At 64.3% G+C, this 20252-nt stretch carries 15 protein-coding genes and 1 pseudogene; 11 read left to right on the top strand and 5 right to left on the bottom strand.

The genetic code is table 11. From position 1 onward, the window contains the following. Positions 1-347 precede the first annotated feature (347 nt). Positions 348-2021, top strand: coding sequence for a mucoidy inhibitor MuiA family protein (locus BRAS3843_RS14320; RefSeq protein ID WP_035981725.1), 1674 nt, complete (start codon positions 348-350; stop codon positions 2019-2021). Positions 2022-2171: 150 nt separating this feature from the next. Here the strand turns inward: BRAS3843_RS14320 and BRAS3843_RS14325 are convergent, their stop codons facing one another. Continuing rightward, positions 2172-2393 carry a ChaB family protein gene (locus tag BRAS3843_RS14325; RefSeq protein ID WP_008969643.1) on the bottom strand — a complete coding sequence of 74 codons (222 nt, stop codon included), beginning with the start codon at positions 2391-2393 and terminating at the stop codon, positions 2172-2174. A 168-nt stretch (positions 2394-2561) separates the two neighbouring features. Between BRAS3843_RS14325 and ftsH the strand changes: the two genes are divergently transcribed. From ftsH to BRAS3843_RS14340, 3 genes are all read left to right on the top strand, one after another. Beyond that, the gene (gene ftsH / locus BRAS3843_RS14330; protein WP_008969644.1) at positions 2562-4400 is read left to right on the top strand and encodes an ATP-dependent zinc metalloprotease FtsH; all 1839 of its coding nucleotides are present in this window, start codon (positions 2562-2564) and stop codon (positions 4398-4400) included. Between the two features lie 318 nt (positions 4401-4718). After that, positions 4719-6404 carry a methyl-accepting chemotaxis protein gene (locus BRAS3843_RS14335; RefSeq protein ID WP_008969645.1) on the top strand — a complete coding sequence of 562 codons (1686 nt, stop codon included), beginning with the start codon at positions 4719-4721 and terminating at the stop codon, positions 6402-6404. A 185-nt stretch (positions 6405-6589) separates the two neighbouring features. Continuing rightward, complete coding sequence (locus BRAS3843_RS14340) at positions 6590-8275, top strand: methyl-accepting chemotaxis protein (RefSeq protein ID WP_008969646.1); 1686 nt, start codon at positions 6590-6592, stop codon at positions 8273-8275. Between the two features lie 40 nt (positions 8276-8315). Here the strand turns inward: BRAS3843_RS14340 and BRAS3843_RS14345 are convergent, their stop codons facing one another. Beyond that, complete coding sequence (locus BRAS3843_RS14345; protein ID WP_035981722.1) at positions 8316-9242, bottom strand: DMT family transporter; 927 nt, start codon at positions 9240-9242, stop codon at positions 8316-8318. Between the two features lie 311 nt (positions 9243-9553). Between BRAS3843_RS14345 and BRAS3843_RS14350 the strand changes: the two genes are divergently transcribed. Next, positions 9554-10165 carry a TetR/AcrR family transcriptional regulator gene (locus BRAS3843_RS14350; RefSeq protein ID WP_008969648.1) on the top strand — a complete coding sequence of 204 codons (612 nt, stop codon included), beginning with the start codon at positions 9554-9556 and terminating at the stop codon, positions 10163-10165. After that, positions 10162-10944 (top strand): sulfite exporter TauE/SafE family protein, encoded by a 783-nt coding sequence (locus BRAS3843_RS14355; protein WP_008969649.1) that lies wholly within the window; start codon positions 10162-10164, stop codon positions 10942-10944. Before BRAS3843_RS14350 ends, BRAS3843_RS14355 begins: the two co-directional genes overlap by 4 nt. Positions 10945-11015: 71 nt before the next feature. Here BRAS3843_RS14355 and BRAS3843_RS14360 read toward each other — a convergent pair whose 3' ends face one another. The 3 genes from BRAS3843_RS14360 to BRAS3843_RS14370 form a co-directional block, all read right to left on the bottom strand. Continuing rightward, the gene (locus BRAS3843_RS14360) at positions 11016-11861 is read right to left on the bottom strand and encodes an HD domain-containing protein (RefSeq protein WP_008969650.1); all 846 of its coding nucleotides are present in this window, start codon (positions 11859-11861) and stop codon (positions 11016-11018) included. Positions 11862-11974: 113 nt separating this feature from the next. After that, positions 11975-12907, bottom strand: a complete 933-nt coding sequence (locus BRAS3843_RS14365; RefSeq protein ID WP_008969651.1) for a DMT family transporter — start codon at positions 12905-12907, stop codon at positions 11975-11977. A gap of 299 nt (positions 12908-13206) precedes the next feature. Beyond that, entirely contained in the window at positions 13207-14721 is a 1515-nt protein-coding gene (locus BRAS3843_RS14370; protein ID WP_008969652.1) for a DASS family sodium-coupled anion symporter, read from the bottom strand. Positions 14722-15152: 431 nt separating this feature from the next. Here BRAS3843_RS14370 and BRAS3843_RS14375 point away from each other — a divergent pair, with 431 nt between their 5' ends. The 5 genes and pseudogenes from BRAS3843_RS14375 to BRAS3843_RS14395 form a co-directional block, all read left to right on the top strand. Continuing rightward, on the top strand, positions 15153-16427 hold the full coding sequence (locus BRAS3843_RS14375; protein WP_035981723.1) for an efflux RND transporter periplasmic adaptor subunit: 1275 nt from the start codon (positions 15153-15155) through the stop codon (positions 16425-16427). Next, positions 16424-17650, top strand: a complete 1227-nt coding sequence (locus BRAS3843_RS14380) for an ABC transporter permease (protein WP_008969654.1) — start codon at positions 16424-16426, stop codon at positions 17648-17650. Before BRAS3843_RS14375 ends, BRAS3843_RS14380 begins: the two co-directional genes overlap by 4 nt. Then, positions 17643-18326 (top strand): ABC transporter ATP-binding protein, encoded by a 684-nt coding sequence (locus BRAS3843_RS14385; protein WP_008969655.1) that lies wholly within the window; start codon positions 17643-17645, stop codon positions 18324-18326. Before BRAS3843_RS14380 ends, BRAS3843_RS14385 begins: the two co-directional genes overlap by 8 nt. 393 nt (positions 18327-18719) lie before the next feature. Further along, positions 18720-20012 (top strand): adenylosuccinate synthase, encoded by a 1293-nt coding sequence (locus BRAS3843_RS14390; RefSeq protein WP_008969656.1) that lies wholly within the window; start codon positions 18720-18722, stop codon positions 20010-20012. Between the two features lie 36 nt (positions 20013-20048). Next, positions 20049-20252, top strand: a pseudogene (locus BRAS3843_RS14395) (hypothetical protein); the annotation flags it as partial.

Here is a 20252-nt window from a genome sequence, read left to right on the forward strand (position 1 = left end):
GCCGCGAGCGGCGCTCCTCACCATGAGGGTCTCAGGTTTGCCGCGAAGTCAGCCCTCGTCCTGAGGAGCCCGCCGGCGGCGGGCGTCTCGAAGGACGGCCGCACAGGAGCTGTCTGCCGCTGCGCTTTTTTAGGCGTAGCCCTGCCGCTTGCGGCACCGTAAGGACGGTCTGCAGTCGCTGCGCGATTTTCTAATCATCCTCTCGCGAGAGCGATGATTTTAGGCGGCGTATAGTGCAGTCCAGGGGACGCCGTCCGCAATTGAACCTGCATCTGTCTCACCGCGTCTAAGGCCGGTTGGGGATTGGCTGACCAGTCCCGGAGGGCGCTGGGATGCGGAGAGACAGCATGATAATGCGAACGAAATGCCTGGTGACGACCGGTCTTGTTCTCGTCACATTCACAGCTGCAGCGCCGGGCCGCGCTGCGGGGATGGAAGCGACATCGACAGTCGAGGCCGTCACCGTCTATCCCGATGGCGCCAGCGTCACCCGGGTCATCACGCTCGATCTGCCGGCCGGGGAGAGCGCGCTGATTGCGAAGGATTTTCCGCTTGGCCTCGACGCTTCTTCGCTGCGCGTCGAAGGCGATGCCAACACAAAGCTCGTGATCGGGTCGGTCGACACCAAGCCGCCGCGGCTGGAGCCATCGGTCAATTTACCGGAGATCGACAAACAGATCGAGGCGCTCCGCGATCAACGCGCCGATCTCGATGGCGCGGCCGCAGCCGCCACGGCGCGGCGCAAATTCGCCGAGCGTTTTGCGGACAAAGCGCCGGCAGGCCTCGGCGAGAAGGGGGAAGCTCGTCCGATCGCCGAATGGCGCGGCGCCTTTGCGGCGGTCGCGGAGGAGGTCGCCCAGGCGGACACGGCAATTCGGGATGCCGAGCGCAAGCAGCGCGACATCGATCGCGAGATCGCGAAGCTCGACGGCGAGCGCACCGCCAAGCCGCCGCGCAAGCTCGAGGTCCGCATCGACCTGTCGGCTGAGGTGGCGACGAAAGCCACCCTGCACGTGACCTATGCCGTTCGCAATGCGCGTTGGGTCCCGATCTACGATGCGCGGCTCGACACCTCGGCCCGGGATCGCAGGCCGACGCTGGAGCTGATCCGTCGTGCCGAGATCCTGCAGACCACCGGCGAGGATTGGTCCGATGTCGCCATGTCGGTCTCGACGGTGCGGACTGCAGGGGGCGGCAGCGCGCCAGAGCTCAGCACGATCATTGCGCAATATCCGCCGCCGCCGTCCCCGCCGCGGCCAGCCGCCAGTGCAGCAAGGGGGATGCCCGCGGACAGCAGGGTGCGGGAGTTCCACTTCGGCGGAGGGACCAGCTTCGGGGATGTCGCCGAGAAGGCTGTCGAGCAGCAGACGGTTGCGGACGTCAGCGTCTTCCAGACCGCGTTCCGGATTCCCGGGCGCGTGACCGTTGGCGCCAATGACGGCGCCAAAAGCCTGCGCATCTCCACCGCCACGATCACGCCCGAACTGATCATTCGCTCGGCGCCGGTGCTGGATGCGACCGCCTATCTGGAAGCGAGCTTCGCGCAGACTGACGACGCGCCGCTGCTCCCCGGCAAGGTGTCGATCTATCGCGACGGCATGTTCGTGGGTACCGGCAGGATGGCCGCGACCGACAAGGACGAGACGGTGCGGCTCGGCTTCGGTGCCGACGACAAGGTCAAGGTGGACCGTGCGGTGCTCAAGCGCAACGAGGGCTCGGCCGGTTTGATCGTGACCACGGCGAAGACCGACGAGCGCGCCTTCAAGACGACCGTTCGCAACGGCCATGATTTCCCGGTCAAGGTCGCGATCCAGGACCAGCTGCCGGTCAGCGAGAACGAGGACATTCAGATCGAGATGCTGCCCTCGACCACGCCGCCGACCAGCACCAATGTGCGCGATCGGCGCGGCGTGCTGGAATGGATGATCGACGCCAAGCCGGGCGCGGTGAAGGAGATTTCGTTTGCTTGGCGGGCTCGCTGGCCGAAGGACAAGACCATCGTCATGACGCCATCGGGTTAGTTGGAGAGCAAGTTCATCGCAGCTGGTGGCTGTAGGGTGGGCAAAGCGAAGCATGCCCACCTCCGGTGAGGTTAGCCAAGTCGGTGGGCACGGCGCTTCGCGCCTTTGCCCACCCTACATCCGTGTAGTTACAAAGTGCTTTGTTGCCGTTCAATCGTAAGCCCTCGGCAGCCACGCCTCGCCCACCTTCTCATATTTGTGCTTCACTGCTGCCCAGGCGACCCGATGAGCGATGCGCTCGCGCTCCAGCGGCCCGCGTGCGGCATATTGCGTCCATGCATGATTGAAGGCCGCGCGATAGATTTCGAGCGCGTGCAATGGCAGATGCGCCCGCACCGGCGGCGGAAGGTTATCGATTTCGGCATAGGGCACGATCGCCCCCTTAAGCGTCCGACTTCATGAACAATGCACGGTGATCCCAGACCGGGCTTGATCCATGACAAACGCGGGAGCCCGCGGCTTGTTAATTGGTCGATTTGGAAAGACGATGCTCTCTGGGCGTTATGGATAGCGTGGTCCCATCCGACAAAGAGGTCTCACATGGAATCCGATCCGTCCTCCCGCAAGCAGGCCTTTGCCATCGGCTACGTCGTCCTGGCCGGCTTCGGCATGCTGCTCATGCAATGGCTGCTGACCACCTACAACACGGTCGAGACCATCCCGTACAGCCAATTCGAGCAGCTGATCGACCACGGCAAGATCTCCGAGGTCGCGGTCGCCCAGGACACGATCCAGGGCAAGTTCAAGGACAAGCAGTCGGATGGCAAGACCGCCTTCATCACGGCGCGGGTGGACCCGCAGCTCGCCGAGAAGCTCGCGGCCAAGGGCGTCACCGTCACGGGCGTGCCATCCGGCGGCTTCGTCCAGACACTGCTGTCCTGGGTGGTGCCGGCGTTGATGTTTTATCTGATCTGGGTGTTCCTCGGCCGCCGCGTGATGGACAAGCAGGGGTTCGGCGGCCTGATGTCGATCGGCAAGTCGCGGGCGAAAGTCTATGTCGAGACCGACACCAAGGTGACCTTCGCCGATGTCGCCGGTGTCGAGGAGGCGAAGTTCGAGCTGCAGGAGGTGGTGCAATTCCTCAAGGACCCGAAAGCGTATGGCCGTCTCGGCGCGCATGTGCCGAAGGGCATTCTGCTGGTCGGCCCGCCCGGCACCGGCAAGACCCTGCTGGCGCGGGCCGTCGCGGGCGAGGCGGGCGTTGCGTTTTTCTCGATCTCCGGCTCCGAGTTCGTCGAGATGTTTGTCGGCGTCGGTGCAGCGCGTGTGCGCGATCTGTTCGAGCAGGCGCGGAAGGCAGCGCCCTGCATCATCTTCATCGACGAGCTCGATGCGCTTGGCCGCAGCCGCAGCGCCGGCGGCTCGTTCGGTGGTTATGACGAGAAGGAGCAGACGCTCAATCAGCTCTTGGCCGAGCTCGACGGCTTCGATCCGAGTTCGGGCGTGATCCTGCTCGCCGCGACCAACCGGCCGGAGATCCTCGATCCCGCGCTGCTGCGCGCCGGCCGCTTCGACCGCCAGGTGCTGGTCGATCGTCCTGACAAAAGCGGGCGGCTCGCGATCCTCAAGGTGCACGTCCGCAAGATCCAGATGGCGGCGACTGTCGATCTGGACAAGGTTGCCAGTCTGACGGCCGGCTTCACCGGCGCCGACATTGCCAACCTGATCAACGAGGCCGCCATTGCCGCCACGCGTCGCAAGGGCCACGACGTCACGTTCGAGGATTTCACGGTGGCGATCGAGCGCATGGTGGCCGGCATCGAGAAGAAGAGCCGGGTGCTGAGCCCGGCCGAGCGGCGTCGCGTCGCCTATCACGAGATGGGCCATGCGCTGGTTGCGGCGAATCTCGCCGGCGTCGATCCCGTGCAGAAGGTCTCGATCATTCCGCGCGGCGTCGGCGCGCTTGGCTATACGATGCAGCGGCCGACGGAAGATCGCTTTCTGTTGTCCGTGAGCGAGCTGAAGAACCGCATCGCAGTCCTGATGGGCGGCCGCGTTTCGGAGCAGCTGATCTTCGATGGCGACGTCTCGACCGGTGCCGCCGACGACCTGCAGCGCGCCACCGAGATCGCGATCGAGATGGTGACGAAATACGGCATGGACAAAACCGTCGGCCAGCGCACCTATGCGCCGCGCCCCCAGGCTTCGTTTCTGCAGGCGCAGGATCAGGTGGTGAGCGCCGCCGAAGAGACCGGACGCGAGATCGATCTTGCGGTGCGCGGTCTGGTCGCGGAGGGCGATGCGCGGGCGCGCACTATTCTGGAGGGCCACCGCCAGGATCTGGAACGAGGCGTCGGCCTCCTGATCGCCAAGGAGACGCTGACGGCAGACGAGTTTCCGCCGCTGCGGCCGATCGCCGAGCAGAAGCTGTCAGCGTGACGTGATCGTTGTGGCAGAGTCGGCAATCCGCGAGCCGGATGTCGCAACGCGTCGATGCACTGCGATGATTGCACGGGTGAGGCTTGCGCGCCGCTTCCGCGCAGCGGAAATTTTCGTGACCGCGAAGCGGTGCTGCCTCGAAAGCTCCATTCTTCGATCGATCTAAGAGCGTAACTATCAGCCGCTGTTATCTCAGCGTGCATCGATCGCGCGCGCACCCCCGCATTTCTACCGACTCCGGCGTACAGCAACCGCTAAGGAAGCGTACCTAAGTTGAGAGCAATTGCATCGAACTTGCATCAATTTCGGAGGAGCGCCGTGCTGCTGAACAATATGAAGATCGCCCCCAAGCTTGCCATCGTGGTCGGTGTCGCACTGCTGGGGCTCGGAGCGGCCGGCACGCTTGCGAGCCATTTGATCGAAGGCGAGATGCTGAACGCACGCATCGATCAGGCCAAAGCGATCGTCGAGAGCGCGCGCAACATGGCAGCGGGCCTCTGGAAGGAGGTCGAGGCCGGCAAGATGACAAAGGAAGCCGCGCTTGCCGAGTTCAGCCGTCGCGCCAATTCCATGACCTATGACAAGGGCAGCGGCTATCTGTTCGGGACGAACTACGAAGGTATCACGGTGCTTGCACCGGATCCCAAGCAGGTCGGCACCAATCGCATGGACGTGGTGACCAACGGCCGAAAGCTGTCGCAAGAGCTGATGGACGGCGTGAAGGCCAATGGCGAAATTCTTCTGACCTATGAGTATGTCCGTCCCGGACAGGAGGCCCTGACCCGCAAGATCGGCTACGCGGTCGCGGTTCCCGGCTTCAACATGTATCTCGGCACCGGCAGCTACATTGATGACATCGATGCCAAGCTGCGGCCGTTGAAGTGGCTGTTGGGCCTGTCGATCCTGGGCATTGCCGTGGTCGCGGGCGGCGTCGCCTGGATGATCGGCCGCAGCATCAGCCGTCCGCTCAACCAGCTGGGCGAGCGCATGCGCGAGCTCGCCGACGGCAGGCTCGATGGCGAGATCCCGGGCCTCGGCCGTGGCGACGAGGTCGGCGCGATGGCGGAAACCGTACAGATTTTCAAGGACAACGCGCTGCGCATGCGCGAACTGGAGCAGGCCGAAGCAGCCACCCAGCAGCGCACCGCCGCCGAGCGCCGTGCCGCGATGGAAAGCCTGGCGACCGAATTCGAGCGCAGCGTGAACGGCATCGTGCGCTCGGTTGCCATGGCCGCCCAGGGCATGCAGGGCACGGCACAGTCCATGACGACGACTGCAAGCGACGCGACGGCGCGGGCCTCAACCGTCAGTGCAGCCTCGCAGGGCGCCACCGACAAGGTCGGCACGGTGGCCGCCGCGGCCGAGGAACTGTCGAGCTCGGTTGCCGAAATCTCCCGCCAGGTGACCCGCTCGAGCGAGGTCGCGAGCAAGGCGGTCAGCGACGCCGAGCGCACCAACGCCACCGTGCAGGCGCTCTCGACCGGAGCCGAGAAGATCGGCGAGGTGATCGGCCTGATCAACAGCATCGCGGCGCAGACCAACCTGCTGGCCCTCAACGCGACCATCGAGGCGGCGCGCGCCGGAGAAGCGGGCAAAGGCTTTGCCGTGGTCGCCTCCGAGGTCAAGGCGCTGGCCAATCAGACCGCCAAGGCGACGGAAGAGATCTCGGCCCAGGTCGCGGCGATGCAGACCTCGACCGGCGACGCGGTCTCGGCGATCAGCGGCATCACCCAGACCATCGCGCAGATGAGCGAGATCACGAATTCGATCTCGAGCTCGATCGCCCAGCAGGGCGATGCGACCCGTGAGATCGCGCGCAACATCCAATCGGTGGCGGCGGGCTCGAACGAGATCAGTGCCCATATCGGCGGCGTGAGCCAGGCCGCGGTGGCGACCGGCAAGGCAGCCTCCGAGGTGCTCACCAATGCGCGGGAGCTCGAGAACCAGTCCGGCGCGCTGCGCCAGGCCGTTGACGGGTTCCTGGCCAAGGTGCGCGCGGCCTGATCAATGATCGCAATCATTGCGGGAGTTCGTGGCTCCTGCAATTTTTGTTCGGAGCAAATTTGTGCCGGGGCGATGAGAGCCCGGCCATTCGTAAGGAGGTGCTAAAGGGTTTCCATTTACCTTCACGGCAGGTCTGAATCGGGTCGTCATGCCCGTCCTCGCGTCCTTCCTTCTGGAGTGCCCCCGTGAAGCTGAACAACATGAAGATCGCCCCCAAGCTCGCCATCGTCGTGGGGATCGCGCTGATCGGCCTTTGCCTTGCCGGCACACTCGCGGCCTATCTGATGCAGCGGGAGATGCTGAACTCCAAGATCGAGCAGATCCATGCCGTGATCGACGTCGCCCGCAGCATGGCCGCGGGCCTGCAGAAGGAGGTCGAGGCGGGGCGGATGACCAAGGAGGCGGCGCTCGCCGAGTTCGGCAGGCAGGGCAACTCGATGCGCTACGACAATGGCGACGGCTACCTGTTCGGGGCGGACATGGACGGGGTGCAGATCCTGGTGCCGGATCCGAAGCAGATCGGCGTCAACCGTCTGAACACCTCGACCAACGGCCGTTTCATCGCCCGTGAATGGCGCGACAATGTCGCGGCCAAGGGCGAGCACCTGATGTATTTCGACTACATGAAGCCAGGCACGACCCAGCCGATTCCAAAGGTGGCCTATGCGGCCGCAATTCCCTTCTTCAACATGTATGTCGGCACCGGCGTCTATATCGATGACATCGAAGCGCGCATGTGGCCGCTGAAATGGCTGCTGGGCGCTGCCGTCCTCGGCATCGCGACGATCGCCGGCGGTATTGCCTGGATGATCGGCCGCAGCATCAGCGGTCCATTGAACCTGCTCGGCACGCGGATGCGGGAAATCGCCGACGGCCGGCTTGACGGCGAGATCCCCGGCCTCAGCCGAGGCGATGAAGTCGGCGCGATGGCCGCCACGGTGCAGATCTTCAAGGACAATGCGCTGCGCATGCGCGAGCTCGAGCAGGCGGAAGCGGTCACCCAGCAGCGCACCGCCGCCGAGCGCCGTGCCGCGATGGAGAATCTGGCGGCCGAGTTCGAGCGCAGCGTCAACGGCATCGTGCGCTCGGTCGCCGCGGCGGCTCAGGGCATGCAGGGCACGGCGCAGTCGATGACCGCCACCGCAAGCGAAGCCAGCGCGCGGGCCTCGACGGTGAGCACGGCATCGCAGAGCGCGACCAGCAATGTCGGCACGGTGGCCGCGGCGGCCGAAGAGCTGTCGGGCTCGGTCGCAGAAATCTCCCGCCAGGTGACGCGCTCCAGCGAGATCGCCAGCCGGGCCGTGAGCGATGCCGAGCGCACCAACGCCACCGTGCAGGTGCTTTCGTCCGGGGCCGAGAAGATCGGCGAGGTGGTCGGGCTCATCAACAGCATTGCGGCGCAGACCAACCTTTTGGCGCTCAACGCGACCATCGAGGCCGCCCGCGCCGGAGAGGCCGGCAAAGGCTTTGCCGTGGTCGCCTCCGAGGTCAAGGCGCTGGCCAACCAGACCGCCAAGGCGACGGACGAGATCTCGGCGCAGGTTGCGGCGATGCAGACCTCGACGAACGACGCCGTGGCAGCGATCAACGGCATTACCCAGACCATCGCGCAGATGAGCGACATCACCAATTCGATCTCGACCTCGATCGCGCAGCAAGGCGACGCCACGCGCGAGATCGCCCGCAACATCCAGTCGGTGGCGGTTGGCTCCAACGAGATCAGCGCCCATATCGGCGGCGTGACCCAGGCGGCGGCGGCGACCGGCTCAGCCGCATCCGAGGTGCTGGCCAATGCGCGCGAGCTCGATCATCAGTCCGGCATGCTGCGGCAGGCCGTGGATGATTTCCTCACCAAGGTCCGCGCGGCGTAACTCCGATCGAGAGCGCGAAGTGAGGCGGCCGTTCGGCACCTCACTTCCTTGCGGTGCCCTGTCGCGATGCGGTGATCACGCCGGTCAAAACCAGCGCGTAGCCGACCAGGTGAAACAGCTGCGGCTGCTCGCCGAGCAACAGGATCGCGAGCACCGAGCCGAACACCGGCACCAGATGCAGGAACGGCGCGGCGCGATTCGGCCCGATCAGGCTGATGCCGCGGTTGAAGAACAGATAAGCGAGCGTCGACGCAAACACGACCACGTAGGCCAGGGTCGAGAGCGACAGCAGATCGGGCTTGAGCACGGCGCCGGATGCATATTCCCAGGCCGCGAGCGGCAGCAGCAATACGGCGCCGGCTGCGGTGCAGAACGAGATCAGCGACAATTGATGCATGGTCGGCCGCCGTGACATCAGCGCGGAATAAAGCCCGAAGATGAAGAGCGCGGCGGCGAACATCAGGTCGCCGCGGTTGAACTGAATATTCGCAAGCGCCGCCAGATCGCCACGCAACAGGATGACCAGGACGCCGCTCAGCGAGAGCGCGATGCCGGCGAACTGCGCCGGCGTAAGCCGGACACCGAACAGCAGCAGTGACCAGAGCGCGACGAACAGCGGCGTCGATGATTGGATCAACAGCCCGTTCAGCGCCTGAGTGTACTGCATCGCCCAATAGGACAGCGCGTTGTTGAGCGCGAATCCGGTCAGGGCGAACACCAGCAGCAACGGCCAATGCGCCCGCAACACCGGCCAGTCCCGCTTCACATGGGGGCGAGCGAACGGCCAGAGCATCAAAAAGGTTCCGATCCAGCGGATGCAGGACAGCGTCAAAGGCGGCACGTGGCCGGCAACGTAGCGCGCCAGAACGATATTGCCGGCCCAGAACAGCGAGGCGAGGGCGAGCAACAGATAAGGCTGGTTGTTGAGCCAGCGGAGCCGTCGGAAAGGCTGGGATAGGGCGGGCAACGGTCACAGGCCGGGGGCTTTGATAAGGCCGCAGGCTGTGCCGAATCGCGCCGGCCCGCAACCGACCGGAGTGAATTGGTGCCATGCGTGGATCCAGCGAAGGCGTACGCCAGCCTCTCGTCCGGCTTCTCGCGAATACAGGCAGGCTCTGGAAACATCCACGCGCAAGACCCACGGGCGCGGCGGCGCATCGCCCCCGCAGATGCGGGTTCATTGTAAAACGAATATTCGTTCTTTATAAACCACCTGCACGATAGCGGTCTGATGGTCCCGGGCGGGACGCGGCGCAGACCCTTGCAACGGGAGGGGCGATGCCGAAGGTGAAGGCGGAGGTGCTCGCCGCGCGGCGAGATGAAATCCTGGTCGCCGCGGAGCGGTGTTTTGCGCGACAGGGATTTCATCAGACGACGATTCAGGAAGTCATCAAGGAGTCGGGGCTGAGCGCCGGCTGCATCTATGGGCATTTCACCGGCAAGGACGATCTGATCCAGGCGATCAGTGGGCGGCGGCATGCGCGCGATGCCGCGCTGCTCGACCGGGCGCAGGGGATCAGCGATCCCCTGGAGGGCTTGCGGGCGATTGCGCGGACCTCGCTGGCAGACCTGCAAAGGGAGGAGGGATTGCGCAGCCGGCGTATCGCGCTGCAGCTCTGGGCGGAGGCGCTGCGCGACGAAGCCATTCATCGGCAGGTGACCAGCGGCATTCACCGGCCGGTTGCCGAGATCGTCAAGCTGTTGCGGCAGGGGCAGCGCGGCGGCCAGATCGATCCGACGCTCAACCCGCGCGGCGTCGCCCGCAGCATGGTCGCGATGTTTCAGGGCTTTGTGCTGCAGCGCCTGTGGGGCGAGCCGTTCTCGACCGCCGAAGCAATGGCCGCGTTCGAACTGTTTCTGTCGAGCCTCGTGGTGAAGGGCGTGAGATGACCCTGACCGACCTTCTCGGCGGTGTGGGAACGGGGCTTGCCGGCGGCCTCATGTCGGGGCTGTTTGGCGTCAGTCCCGGCGGCGGGCTTGTCGTGTTCTCGGTGTTCCTGCTCGGGGCGGAGCAGCACATCGCGCAGGGCATTTCGCTGGTGGCACAGGTCCCGCCCACCAGCGCGTCGGGCATCAAGCGCTACCGGGCGGCGGGCGAACGCGAGCCGCTGCGCTGGCTGGTCCTGCTCGCGGTCGGATTTCTCATCGGAGGCGCTGCCGGCGCGTTGGCCGCCAATCTCGCGGCTGCTGCAGCCCTGCAATGGTCCTACGTAGCCTATCTGGCCGTGCTCGACCTGATGCTGATCATGCGCGGGCGCAGCATGCAGAGCATGCGCGAAGCAGCCGGCAAATCGCCCGAGCTGCACTGGGCCGCCCTGCTGGCTGTCGGACTGCTCGCCGGATTGTCCTCCGGTTTCCTGGGTATTGGCGGCGGGCTTGCAACCGTAATCGGGCTTGGTGTCGTGCTCGGTGTGCCGCAACATCAGGCTCAGATGATCAGTCTGATGCTGTCGCTGGTGCCGACAACCATCCCTTCTGCCTGGATCTATTGGAAGAGCGGCGCAATGGCGTCATGGTCCACGCTCGCCGGCGTCATTCTTGGCCTCATCGTCGGCACAGACCTCGGTGCGCGGCTCGCCACCCGCATTACTCCTGTGGTGCTGCAGCGCTCGCTGATCCTGTTCCTGTCCTTGATGGTCATCGGCATGGCATTCAAGGCGCTGGCGTAGCGGCACTGAAGCGCAAGGCCAATCAAGTGTCGCGGATCCGAAGCCGACAGATTTCAGTAATCACCGCATTTTCACGTCTGTGGACCCGAGAGCGAAATCTCGCGCTCGGCGCGGAACACGTTGCTGTAGAGATTGGCGATCCATTGTCGGCCCACGGACGTGACGTTGAGATAGCGGATTGCGGTCTGCACATGGGGTGCGACGCTGTTCCAATAGAACTGCGGATAGAGATTGACGAGGTCGGCCGGCGATGAATAGCCGAGCTGGCGATTCATGCCGGTCTCCTCGAACTCGTAATAGAGCGCATTGGCCTTGCGGATATAATTGGGATCGCCGAGCTGGCCGATCAGGTCGGCCGCGCGGAGGATGGCGGCATCATCGTCGCTGGATTCGGTGCCGTCCGGCAGGCTGCAGGGGAAGCGCGTGCCCTCGATCGCCCCGGCGATGCGAGCCTTGTCGAGCTGCGCGATGCCCTCGATCCGCTCCATCACGAACATCTTGGAACGATCGACATGGTAGGCCATCAGGCCGGCATCCGAGGAGCCGCGCGGCAAGGTGACTTTGCTACCCCCATCGTCGACCACATAGCCGTCCTCGTCGTCGGCCATGAACAGGCCGCGAACGTAGCCGATGTCGTGGGTCAGGCAGGCGATGATGATATGGGCGTAGTCCTCGGCGGGCATGTGGCTGTGCAACGCCCGGCCGCGCAGGATCTCATGGCCTGCCAGGGTCACCAGCATGGTGTGTTCGACATTGTGGTAGAGCGCATCGCTGTTGCCGATACATTCGATCGCGATGCGGGCGATCGAGGGCACCATCTCGACGAGCGCCGCCTGCGACGACCCAAAGCGGCGGCGCATATAGGTGGCGATGAATTTGCCCAGCGCATCGGCCGCCAATTCCGGAACGGTCATCATCTCCGCTACTCCGAAAGCACCGGCTGGACCGTCGGATCAGACGCAGCCGGTTCCATCCAGCATAGCGCGGGGTTGTGACAGCATCTACAGGGATTGGGCGGCTTGTGGACGGACTAGCTTGCCTGCTTCCGCGAAGCGGCGAAGACGCCGGCGAGCACCAGCGCAAAGCCAAGGACATGGAAAATCTGCGGCTGTTCGCCAAGAAAGACGAAGGCCATGATCGAGCCGAACACCGGGACCACGTGGAAGAAGGGGGCTGCCCGGTTGGCGCCGATCAGGAGTACGCCGCGGTTGAAGCAGAGATAGGCAATCGTGGACGGGAAGATCGCGACATAGACCAGCGACAGCAGATTCTTGGTGTCCAGTGCCATGACGGGGCGGGTATGAATCTCCCAGACCAGCAACGGAATCAGGCTGGCGGCGCCGCAGCCAAAGGTGAAGGTGACGAACGAGAGGCCGTGCATCGGCGGCCGCTTCAGCGTCAGGACCGAATAGAGCCCGAAGATCGCCAGCGCCACCAGGAAGATCAGATCGCCTTTGTTGAAGGTGATCTGCGAGATCGCGGTCAAGTCCCCGCGGGTCAGGATCGTCAATACGCCGACCGTCGACAGCGCAATGCCGGCTGCCTGCGCCACGGTCAGATGGACGCGGAGCAGCACAAGCGACCACACCGCCACGATCAGCGGACCGGCGGACTGCAGCAGCAGCGTATTCAGCGCCTGAGTATATTCGAGCGACCAGTATTGCAGCGTGTTGAAGGCGCCAATGCCGGTGATTGACAGCACGATCATCAGGCCGAGGCGGGACCTTATCGCCGGCCAGTCCGCACGCAGCTGTCGCCAGGTGAACGGCAGGATGATGAGGAACGCGAGCGACCAGCGCAGGAACGACAAGGTCACCGGCGGAATATGGCCGGCAGCAAGCCGCCCGACGATCGCATTGCCGGCCCAGCACAGCGCGGTGATGCTGAGCAGCAAATAGGGCTGGTTGGCGATCCAGGCACGCGCAGGCGCGCCAGTGGATGCGGTGGGATCGGCGGCGGACATGGTCAGGTCTGAAGCCCGGTTCGATATGCCGCGGCCCTCTGGCCCGACCGTCGTCGAGCACGATTCCTCCCCGGCTCGGATCAAAGACACCAATTGCAAATGCCCATCAAGGGGGCAGATGCATCGCAACTATGCAGCGAACGCCCGCCTCAAGCATGATCCGGAAAAGGGCGAAGCGGTTTTCCCTCGCGACAAACGCGGAACGCGTTTGCGCGGAGATCATGCTCAAACCACAACCTAAGGCGCGCGATCACGATTCATCCTAATCTCAGCGCGCTTTAGACGGTCGTGACAACGGCTTAGACGTAGCCGAGCCAGCGCCAATAGGTCAGCCCAAGCAGCATCACCAGCGCGACCGCCACCACCGTCAGCACCAGGCCGGTGCGGACGAAGTCGCGCGCCGAGAAGGTCTCGGTGCCATAGGCCAGCATGTTCTGCGGTGCGTTCACCACCAGGATGAAACCGAACGAGACCACGAACTGCAACAGCATGGTCATGCCGACGACATTGATGCCGGGCGTGGCGACACTCTGCAACACGGCGATCACGATTGGGATCATGGCGGACGCCAGCGCTGTGGCGCTGGCAAAGCCGAGATGGATCAGGGTGAGGAACAGCGTCATGACGGCAAGGATGAACAGCGCGCTGGCGTTCTTCAATCCGAAGCTGGTGACGGCAAGATCGGCGAGCCAGGAGGCGCCCTTTGTCTGCAGCAGCGCGGTGCCGACGCTGATGCCGATGCCGAACAGGGCCACGGTGCCCCAGGGAATCCGCGGCTGCGCCTCCTTCCAGGTCATGATGCCGATACCCGGCAGGAACATCAGCCCGACCGCGGCGATGGTGGTCGAGGAGGTGTCGAGACTGTGCAGGATGCCTTCGGTGGACCAGAAGCCGAGCAGGCCGAGCGAGATCGCCAGCAGTTTCTTCTCTGCCAGCTTCATCGGTCCGAGTTCGGCGAGTGCCTTTCCGATGGCCTCGCGCCCGCCTGGAATGTCCTTGACCTCGGCGGGCATCATCCGGGTCATGATGACATAGAGCGCGACCGACATCAGCACGCCGAACGGCGCGGCTGCGACGAACCATTCGAGCCAGGTGATCGAGGTCTGTAACGTCTTCTCGATGAAGCCGACTGCGACCATATTCTGTGCGGAGGCCGTCTTGATGCCGACATTCCAGATGCTCGCCGTCTGCACGGTCGTGATCATCAGCATGCCGGCAAAGGTGCCACGCTTATCGACACCGAAGGCCGAAATGATGCCGAGTGTGATCGGGACCAGGCAGGCCACGCGGGCGGTGGTGGATGGCACCAGGAAGGCCATCACGAATCCCACCAGGATCGCGCCGATGATCACATGATGGATCTCGCCGCCCACGCGCGACAGGATGACCAGCGCGATGCGCTTGTCGAGCCCGGTTGCGGTCATCGCGGCTGCCAGGAACAGCGCAGAGGCGACCAGGGCCAATGCTGTATTGGCGAAACCGGAGAAGGCAAGGCTCAAGCCGGCACTGGTGCCGAGCAGCAGCTTCGGATTGGCTGGATTGGGTGCCAGCCCCAGCAGGAACGCCATCAGTGCGGCGATCACGATCGCCGACACCGCATAGTCCAGCGCCTCGGTCATCCAGACGATCACGGCGAATGCCAGGATGGCGAGCATCCGATGGCCGGCGACCGAAAGCCCCTCCGGGGTGGGCAGCAACGCAACCATGATCAGCGCAGCAATCGCAAGCAACAGTCCCCAATTGCTCCGCAGCCATCCTGGCTTTGTCGGCACTTTGGCGCCGATGGTCTTGGGTGTCGCATCGATGGCCGTCATGGCTCCACTCCCGTTCGCTGGGGTGGAGTGTCAGTTCATCCCGGGTGACTGCGCGTTGAGGAGGATCAAATCCGCTGCATCCATCATCTCAGTGTCACTGCCATGTCCTCATACGCTGCGCCGCGCGCGACCTGAATCTTCACTTGCCGTGTCGCAACATCGGTCGGACGGCGAACGACTTCAGGCACCCTCCGTGTCGAATCCGATCGAAAGCGCCTGGATCAGGACGATGATCGTTCCGCCGACCGTTCATCAACATGGATGCCTCTTCATGTTGATCTGCATGAGCAATCGCCATGCGATTGACTTAACGCAATACCCGGTTGCCACGGCGCACTAACTTTGTTGGCGCGCGCCGTACTCCGGCCGTCGGACAACAGCTGACAGGATCGAGGAAACAAATCCGCCTGGGCTTTCAGGCGTGGTTTGTCATGATTGCAATGGTTGAACAAACGGCCACCCTTCCGTCCAAAAAGACTCTCGAAATGCCGGCCGTGTGGTCTGCGATCGCAGCGCACCGCTGGTTCATTCTTGCCGTTCTGCTGCTTGTCGGTCTTGGTGCCTGGCAGGGCGTAAGGGTCATCTTTGGCCCTGCTGTTGTCGTGGACCAGGTCCGGCGCGGCAGTCTGGTCGAGACGGTCGTCGCCAGCGGTCATGTCGAGACACCGTACCGGGTCGAGATCGGCAGCCAGATCACCGGCACCGTGGAAGAGGTGCTGGTGCAGGAGGGTGAGCGTGTCACCAAGGGCCAGCCTCTGATCTCGTTGGAGGCGCGCGAGCTGAAGGCTGCGGTGGTGCAGGCGCAAGGTGCCGTTGCGCAAGCTGAAGCGCGCATGCGCCAGCTCGCCGAGCTGACCCTGCCATCGGCCAAGGAAAGCCTGACCCAGGCGCAGGCGACGCTGTTGAATGCACAGCAGACCTACGACCGCACATCCCATCTGGCTGAAGGTGGCTATGCGACCCGCCAGGCCCTCGACGACGCCCAGAAGACGCTCGATGTGGCGCGGGCGCAAAAGCGTGCCGCGGAATTTCAAGTTTATACCGCAAGCCCCGGCGGCAGCGACTACGTGATGGCGGAGACGCAGTTGAACCAGGCGCGCGCCAATCTCGACACCGCGCAGTCGCGCCTTGGCTACGCCACGATTTCCGCGCCGCGCGACGGCGTGCTGATCACGCGCAACGTTGAGCGCGGCACGGTGGCGCAGCCAGGCAAAGCGCTGCTAGTGCTCGCGCCAGCGGGTGACGTGCAGCTCGTGCTGCAGATCGACGAGCGCAATCTCGGCAAGCTCGCGCTCGGGCAGAAGGCGCTGGCGTCCGCGGATGCCTATCCGGATAAGCGCTTTCCCGCCATCGTCAGCTATATCAATCCCGGCGTCGATATTTCGCGCGCGTCCGTTCAGGTCAAACTCACGGTGCAGGACCCGCCGGATTATCTACGGCAGGACATGACCGTGTCGGTCGACATCGACGTGGCGTCGAAGCCCGATGCATTGGTCCTTCCTGTCCGTTCGGTGCACGATCTGACATCGGGGCAGGCCTGGGTGCTCGGTGTCAAGGATGGCCGCGCGGTCAAACGGCCGGTGCAGGTCGGGATCCGCGGCAACAGCCATATCGAGATCGTCGACGGCTTGTCGGTGGGCGAGATCGCGGTCCCGGCCAATTCAGGCATCCTGACCGGCCAGCGCCTGCGCTCGGTGCTGCCGTGAACCGCTGGCTGCCGTTCGAATGGATCGCCGCCGTGCGCTTCCTGCGGGAAGGACGCCTGCAGACGCTGTTCATCATCGGTGGAATCGCGATCGGCGTTGCCGTGATCGTCTTCATGTCGGCGATGCTGGCGGGGCTCGAGGCCAACTTCATCAAGCGCGTGCTCACCTCGCAGCCGCAGATTCAGCTGCTGACGCCCGATCAGATCGCGCGGCCCCTGCGCAATGAGAAGGGCGTGATCGAGGACGCCGTCGTGCAGCGGCCGAGCCAGCGCGTGATCTCGATCGACCAGTGGCCGAAGATCCGCGCTCAGATGCTGGCGATGCCGGACGTGACCGCGGTGTCGCCGACCATCTCCGGCTCGGTGCTCGCGATTCGCGGCGACGCCAGCCGCGCAGTGACGCTGTCCGGCATCGAGCCGGAGAGCTATTTCAAGATCGTCAAGATTCCGGAATATATCGCAGCAGGCGAGCCGCGGCTGACCAGCGACGACATCATCATCGGCATCGAGCTTGCCAAGGATCTCGGCGCTTCGGTCGGTGACAAGCTCAACGTCCAGGCGGCCTCCGGCGCCAATCGGGTGTTGACGATCACCGGATTGGTCGATCTCGGCAACAAGGGCGTCAACCAGCGCGCCGCTTACGCCGCCTTGCGCACGGCGCAATCGCTGCTTGCGATGGTCGGCGGTGTCACTACGATCGACATGACGGTGCAGGATATCTACGCCGCCGAGGACATCGCCCAGCGTATCCAGGCTTCAACCGTCGTGCGGGCCGACAGCTGGATCAAGACCAATGCGCAATTCTTCACCGCGGTCCGCGCGCAGGAGACGTCCAACACGCTGATCCGGCTATTCGTGGGGCTGTCTGTCGCGTTCGGTATTGCGGCGGTGCTGATCGTGTCGGTGATCCAGCGTTCGAAGGAGATCGGCATCCTGCGTGCAATGGGCACCTCGCGAGGCCAGATCCTGCGTGTCTTCCTGCTGCAGGGAGGGGTGCTCGGTTTCGTCGGCTCCCTGTTCGGCGCGGCGATGGGCGCGGGCGCGCTGATCTATTGGCATGCCGTTGCGCGACAGGCCGACGGCTCGGAGCTGTTTCCACTGATCCTGGAGCGGCGGCTGTTCGTGCTGACTGCGCTGTTGGCCACGATAACCGGCCTGTTGGCGGCAACCGCGCCGGCGTTGCGCGCAGCGAAACTCGATCCGGTGGTGGCGATCCGTGGCTGACGAAATCCTGCGTCTGGAGAAGGTCTGCAAGGCCTACAATGTCGGTCTCGCAACCGAGACAGAGGTGCTCCACGACATCGATCTCGAAGTCGATCGCGGCGAGTTCGTCGCCTTGATCGGACCTTCCGGCTCAGGCAAGAGCACGCTCCTCAATATCGTCGGTCTTCTCGACCGGCCGAGCTCCGGCCGGCTCACTATCAAAGGCGAGGACACCGCCGCCCTCGGCGACACCGAGCTCACTCATCTGCGCGGCCACACCATCGGATTCGTGTTTCAGTATCACCTGCTGATCTCGGCGTTCACGGCCAAGGAAAACGTGATGATGCCGATTCTGGTCGACCGTGGCTTCCCTAGCGCTGACATCGAGCAGCGGGCGCTGCAGCTGTTGCAACAGGTGGGCCTGGAAAAGTTCGCCAACAATCTCGCCACCAACATGTCGGGCGGCCAACAGCAGCGGGTCGCGGTGGCGCGGGCTTTGGCGATGAATCCGGACCTTGTCCTGGCGGACGAGCCGACCGGCAACCTCGACACCAAGTCCGCCGACGCGGTCTTCGAACTGATGCGGCAGGTCAATCGCGACAGCGGCACCAGCTTCCTTCTCGTCACTCATAATCTCGATTTGGCGCGCCGCTGCGACCGCATCATCGAGGTGGTCGACGGCCGGATCCAGCCCTGATGCCATGGATGTGACCACACCGCGCCCACCCGCCGGATGGCCCCCACATCCACGACCCACATTTGCCGCCGTGCCGTGTTGACTGGGGCCAGCCCGGGAAACCTCCGCCGTAAGAAGCGGGATACCCCGGCGCGATCCGACCCGACGAGTGGGGCGGCATGATTTTTTGGGGCTTATCAAAGGCTTGGATGCGTCATTGCGCGTCCCAAGGGCCCCGTTCTTGCTTGCCTAGCCCCGCCGCTTCCTTTATCCGGTGGAGCGCCTCGCATGCGAGCGGTCCTGGCCGCGATTTCGGCTGGGCGCATGTTCGGGCACGGCGGGCCTTGAATTAGGAACCGTTAATTTCCGCGCCGATCGTGCTGTGTGGGATATTGGCAGAGGGAAGAGCTGGGAATGGCTAATGTGGTCGTCGTCGGCGCCCAATGGGGCGACGAGGGGAAGGGCAAGATCGTCGACTGGCTGTCGGAGCAGGCTGACATCGTCGTGCGCTTCCAGGGCGGCCATAATGCCGGTCACACCCTCGTTATCAACGGGGAGACCTACAAGCTCGCGCTGCTGCCCTCCGGCGTGCTGCGGCCGGCCAAGCTGTCGGTCATCGGTAACGGAGTCGTGTTCGACCCGCAGGCCTTTCTCGACGAGGTCGCAAAGCTCAAGGCGCAGGGCGTTGCCATCAGCCCGGACAATCTGCGAATCGCCGAGAATGTCACGCTGATCCTGCCGCTGCATCGCGAACTCGACGCGCTCCGGGAATCGTCGAATACGGGCACCGCGATCGGAACCACCCGTCGCGGCATCGGACCGGCCTATGAGGACAAGGTCGGCCGCCGTGCGATCCGACTGATGGATCTCGCCGATCTCGGCACCTTGCCGCACAAGATCGATCGGCTGCTGTCGCACCACAATGCGCTGCGCCGGGGCCTCGGGCTCGACCAGATCGACGGCAACGAGATCCTGCGCGGGCTGGTCGCGATGGCGCCGGAGCTGCTGCCCTACGCCGAGACGGTCTGGCGGCTGCTCGACGCCAAGCGGCGCGAGGGCAAGCGCATTCTGTTCGAGGGGGCCCAGGGCGCGCTGCTGGACGTCGATCACGGCACCTATCCCTACGTGACCTCGTCGAACACGGTGGCGGCGCAGGCGGCGACCGGCACCGGCATCGGCCCGGGTGGTGTCGGCTATGTGCTCGGTATCTGCAAGGCCTACACCACGCGCGTCGGACAGGGACCGTTCCCGACCGAGCTCACGAACGAGATCGGCGAGGAGATCGGCCGCAGGGGCAAGGAATTCGGCGTCAATACCGGACGCAAGCGGCGTACAGGCTGGTTCGATGCGGTGCTGGTGCGCCAGACGGTGCGGACCTGCGGCATCCACGGGCTGGCGCTGACCAAACTCGACATCCTCGATGGCTTCGATTCGATCGAGGTCTGCATCGGCTACAAGCTCGACGGCAAGGAGATCGACCATCTGCCCGCCGGCGAAGGGGCGCAGGCCAGGGTCGAGCCGATATACGAGACCATCGAAGGCTGGAAACAGCCCACTGCAAGCGCGCGCTCCTGGGCGGATCTGCCGGCGCAGGCGATTAAATATGTGCGACGGGTTGAGGAACTGGTGGGTTGTCCGATTGCGCTCCTTTCCACCAGCCCTGAACGCGAGGATACTATCCTGGTGCAGAACCCGTTCGAGGCTTGACGGGACATGACAGCGAAGCGCGCAAGTTGAGTTGACATGGCCGACTACTACCCGCTGATCGCCCGTGCCATCGCCGGACTGGATCCCAATGCCAGCGGCGAAAGCCGCCGTGCGCTCTATGAGCGGGCCCGTGCAGCCTTGATCGCGCAATTGCGCAGCGTTCAGCCGCCGCTGTCCGAATCGGAAATCACCCGTGAGCGGTTGTCGCTCGAAGAGGCCGTGCGCAAGGTCGAAGCCGAA

The organism is Bradyrhizobium sp. STM 3843 (assembly GCF_000239815.1).
Taxonomy (GTDB): Bacteria; Pseudomonadota; Alphaproteobacteria; order Rhizobiales; family Xanthobacteraceae; genus Bradyrhizobium.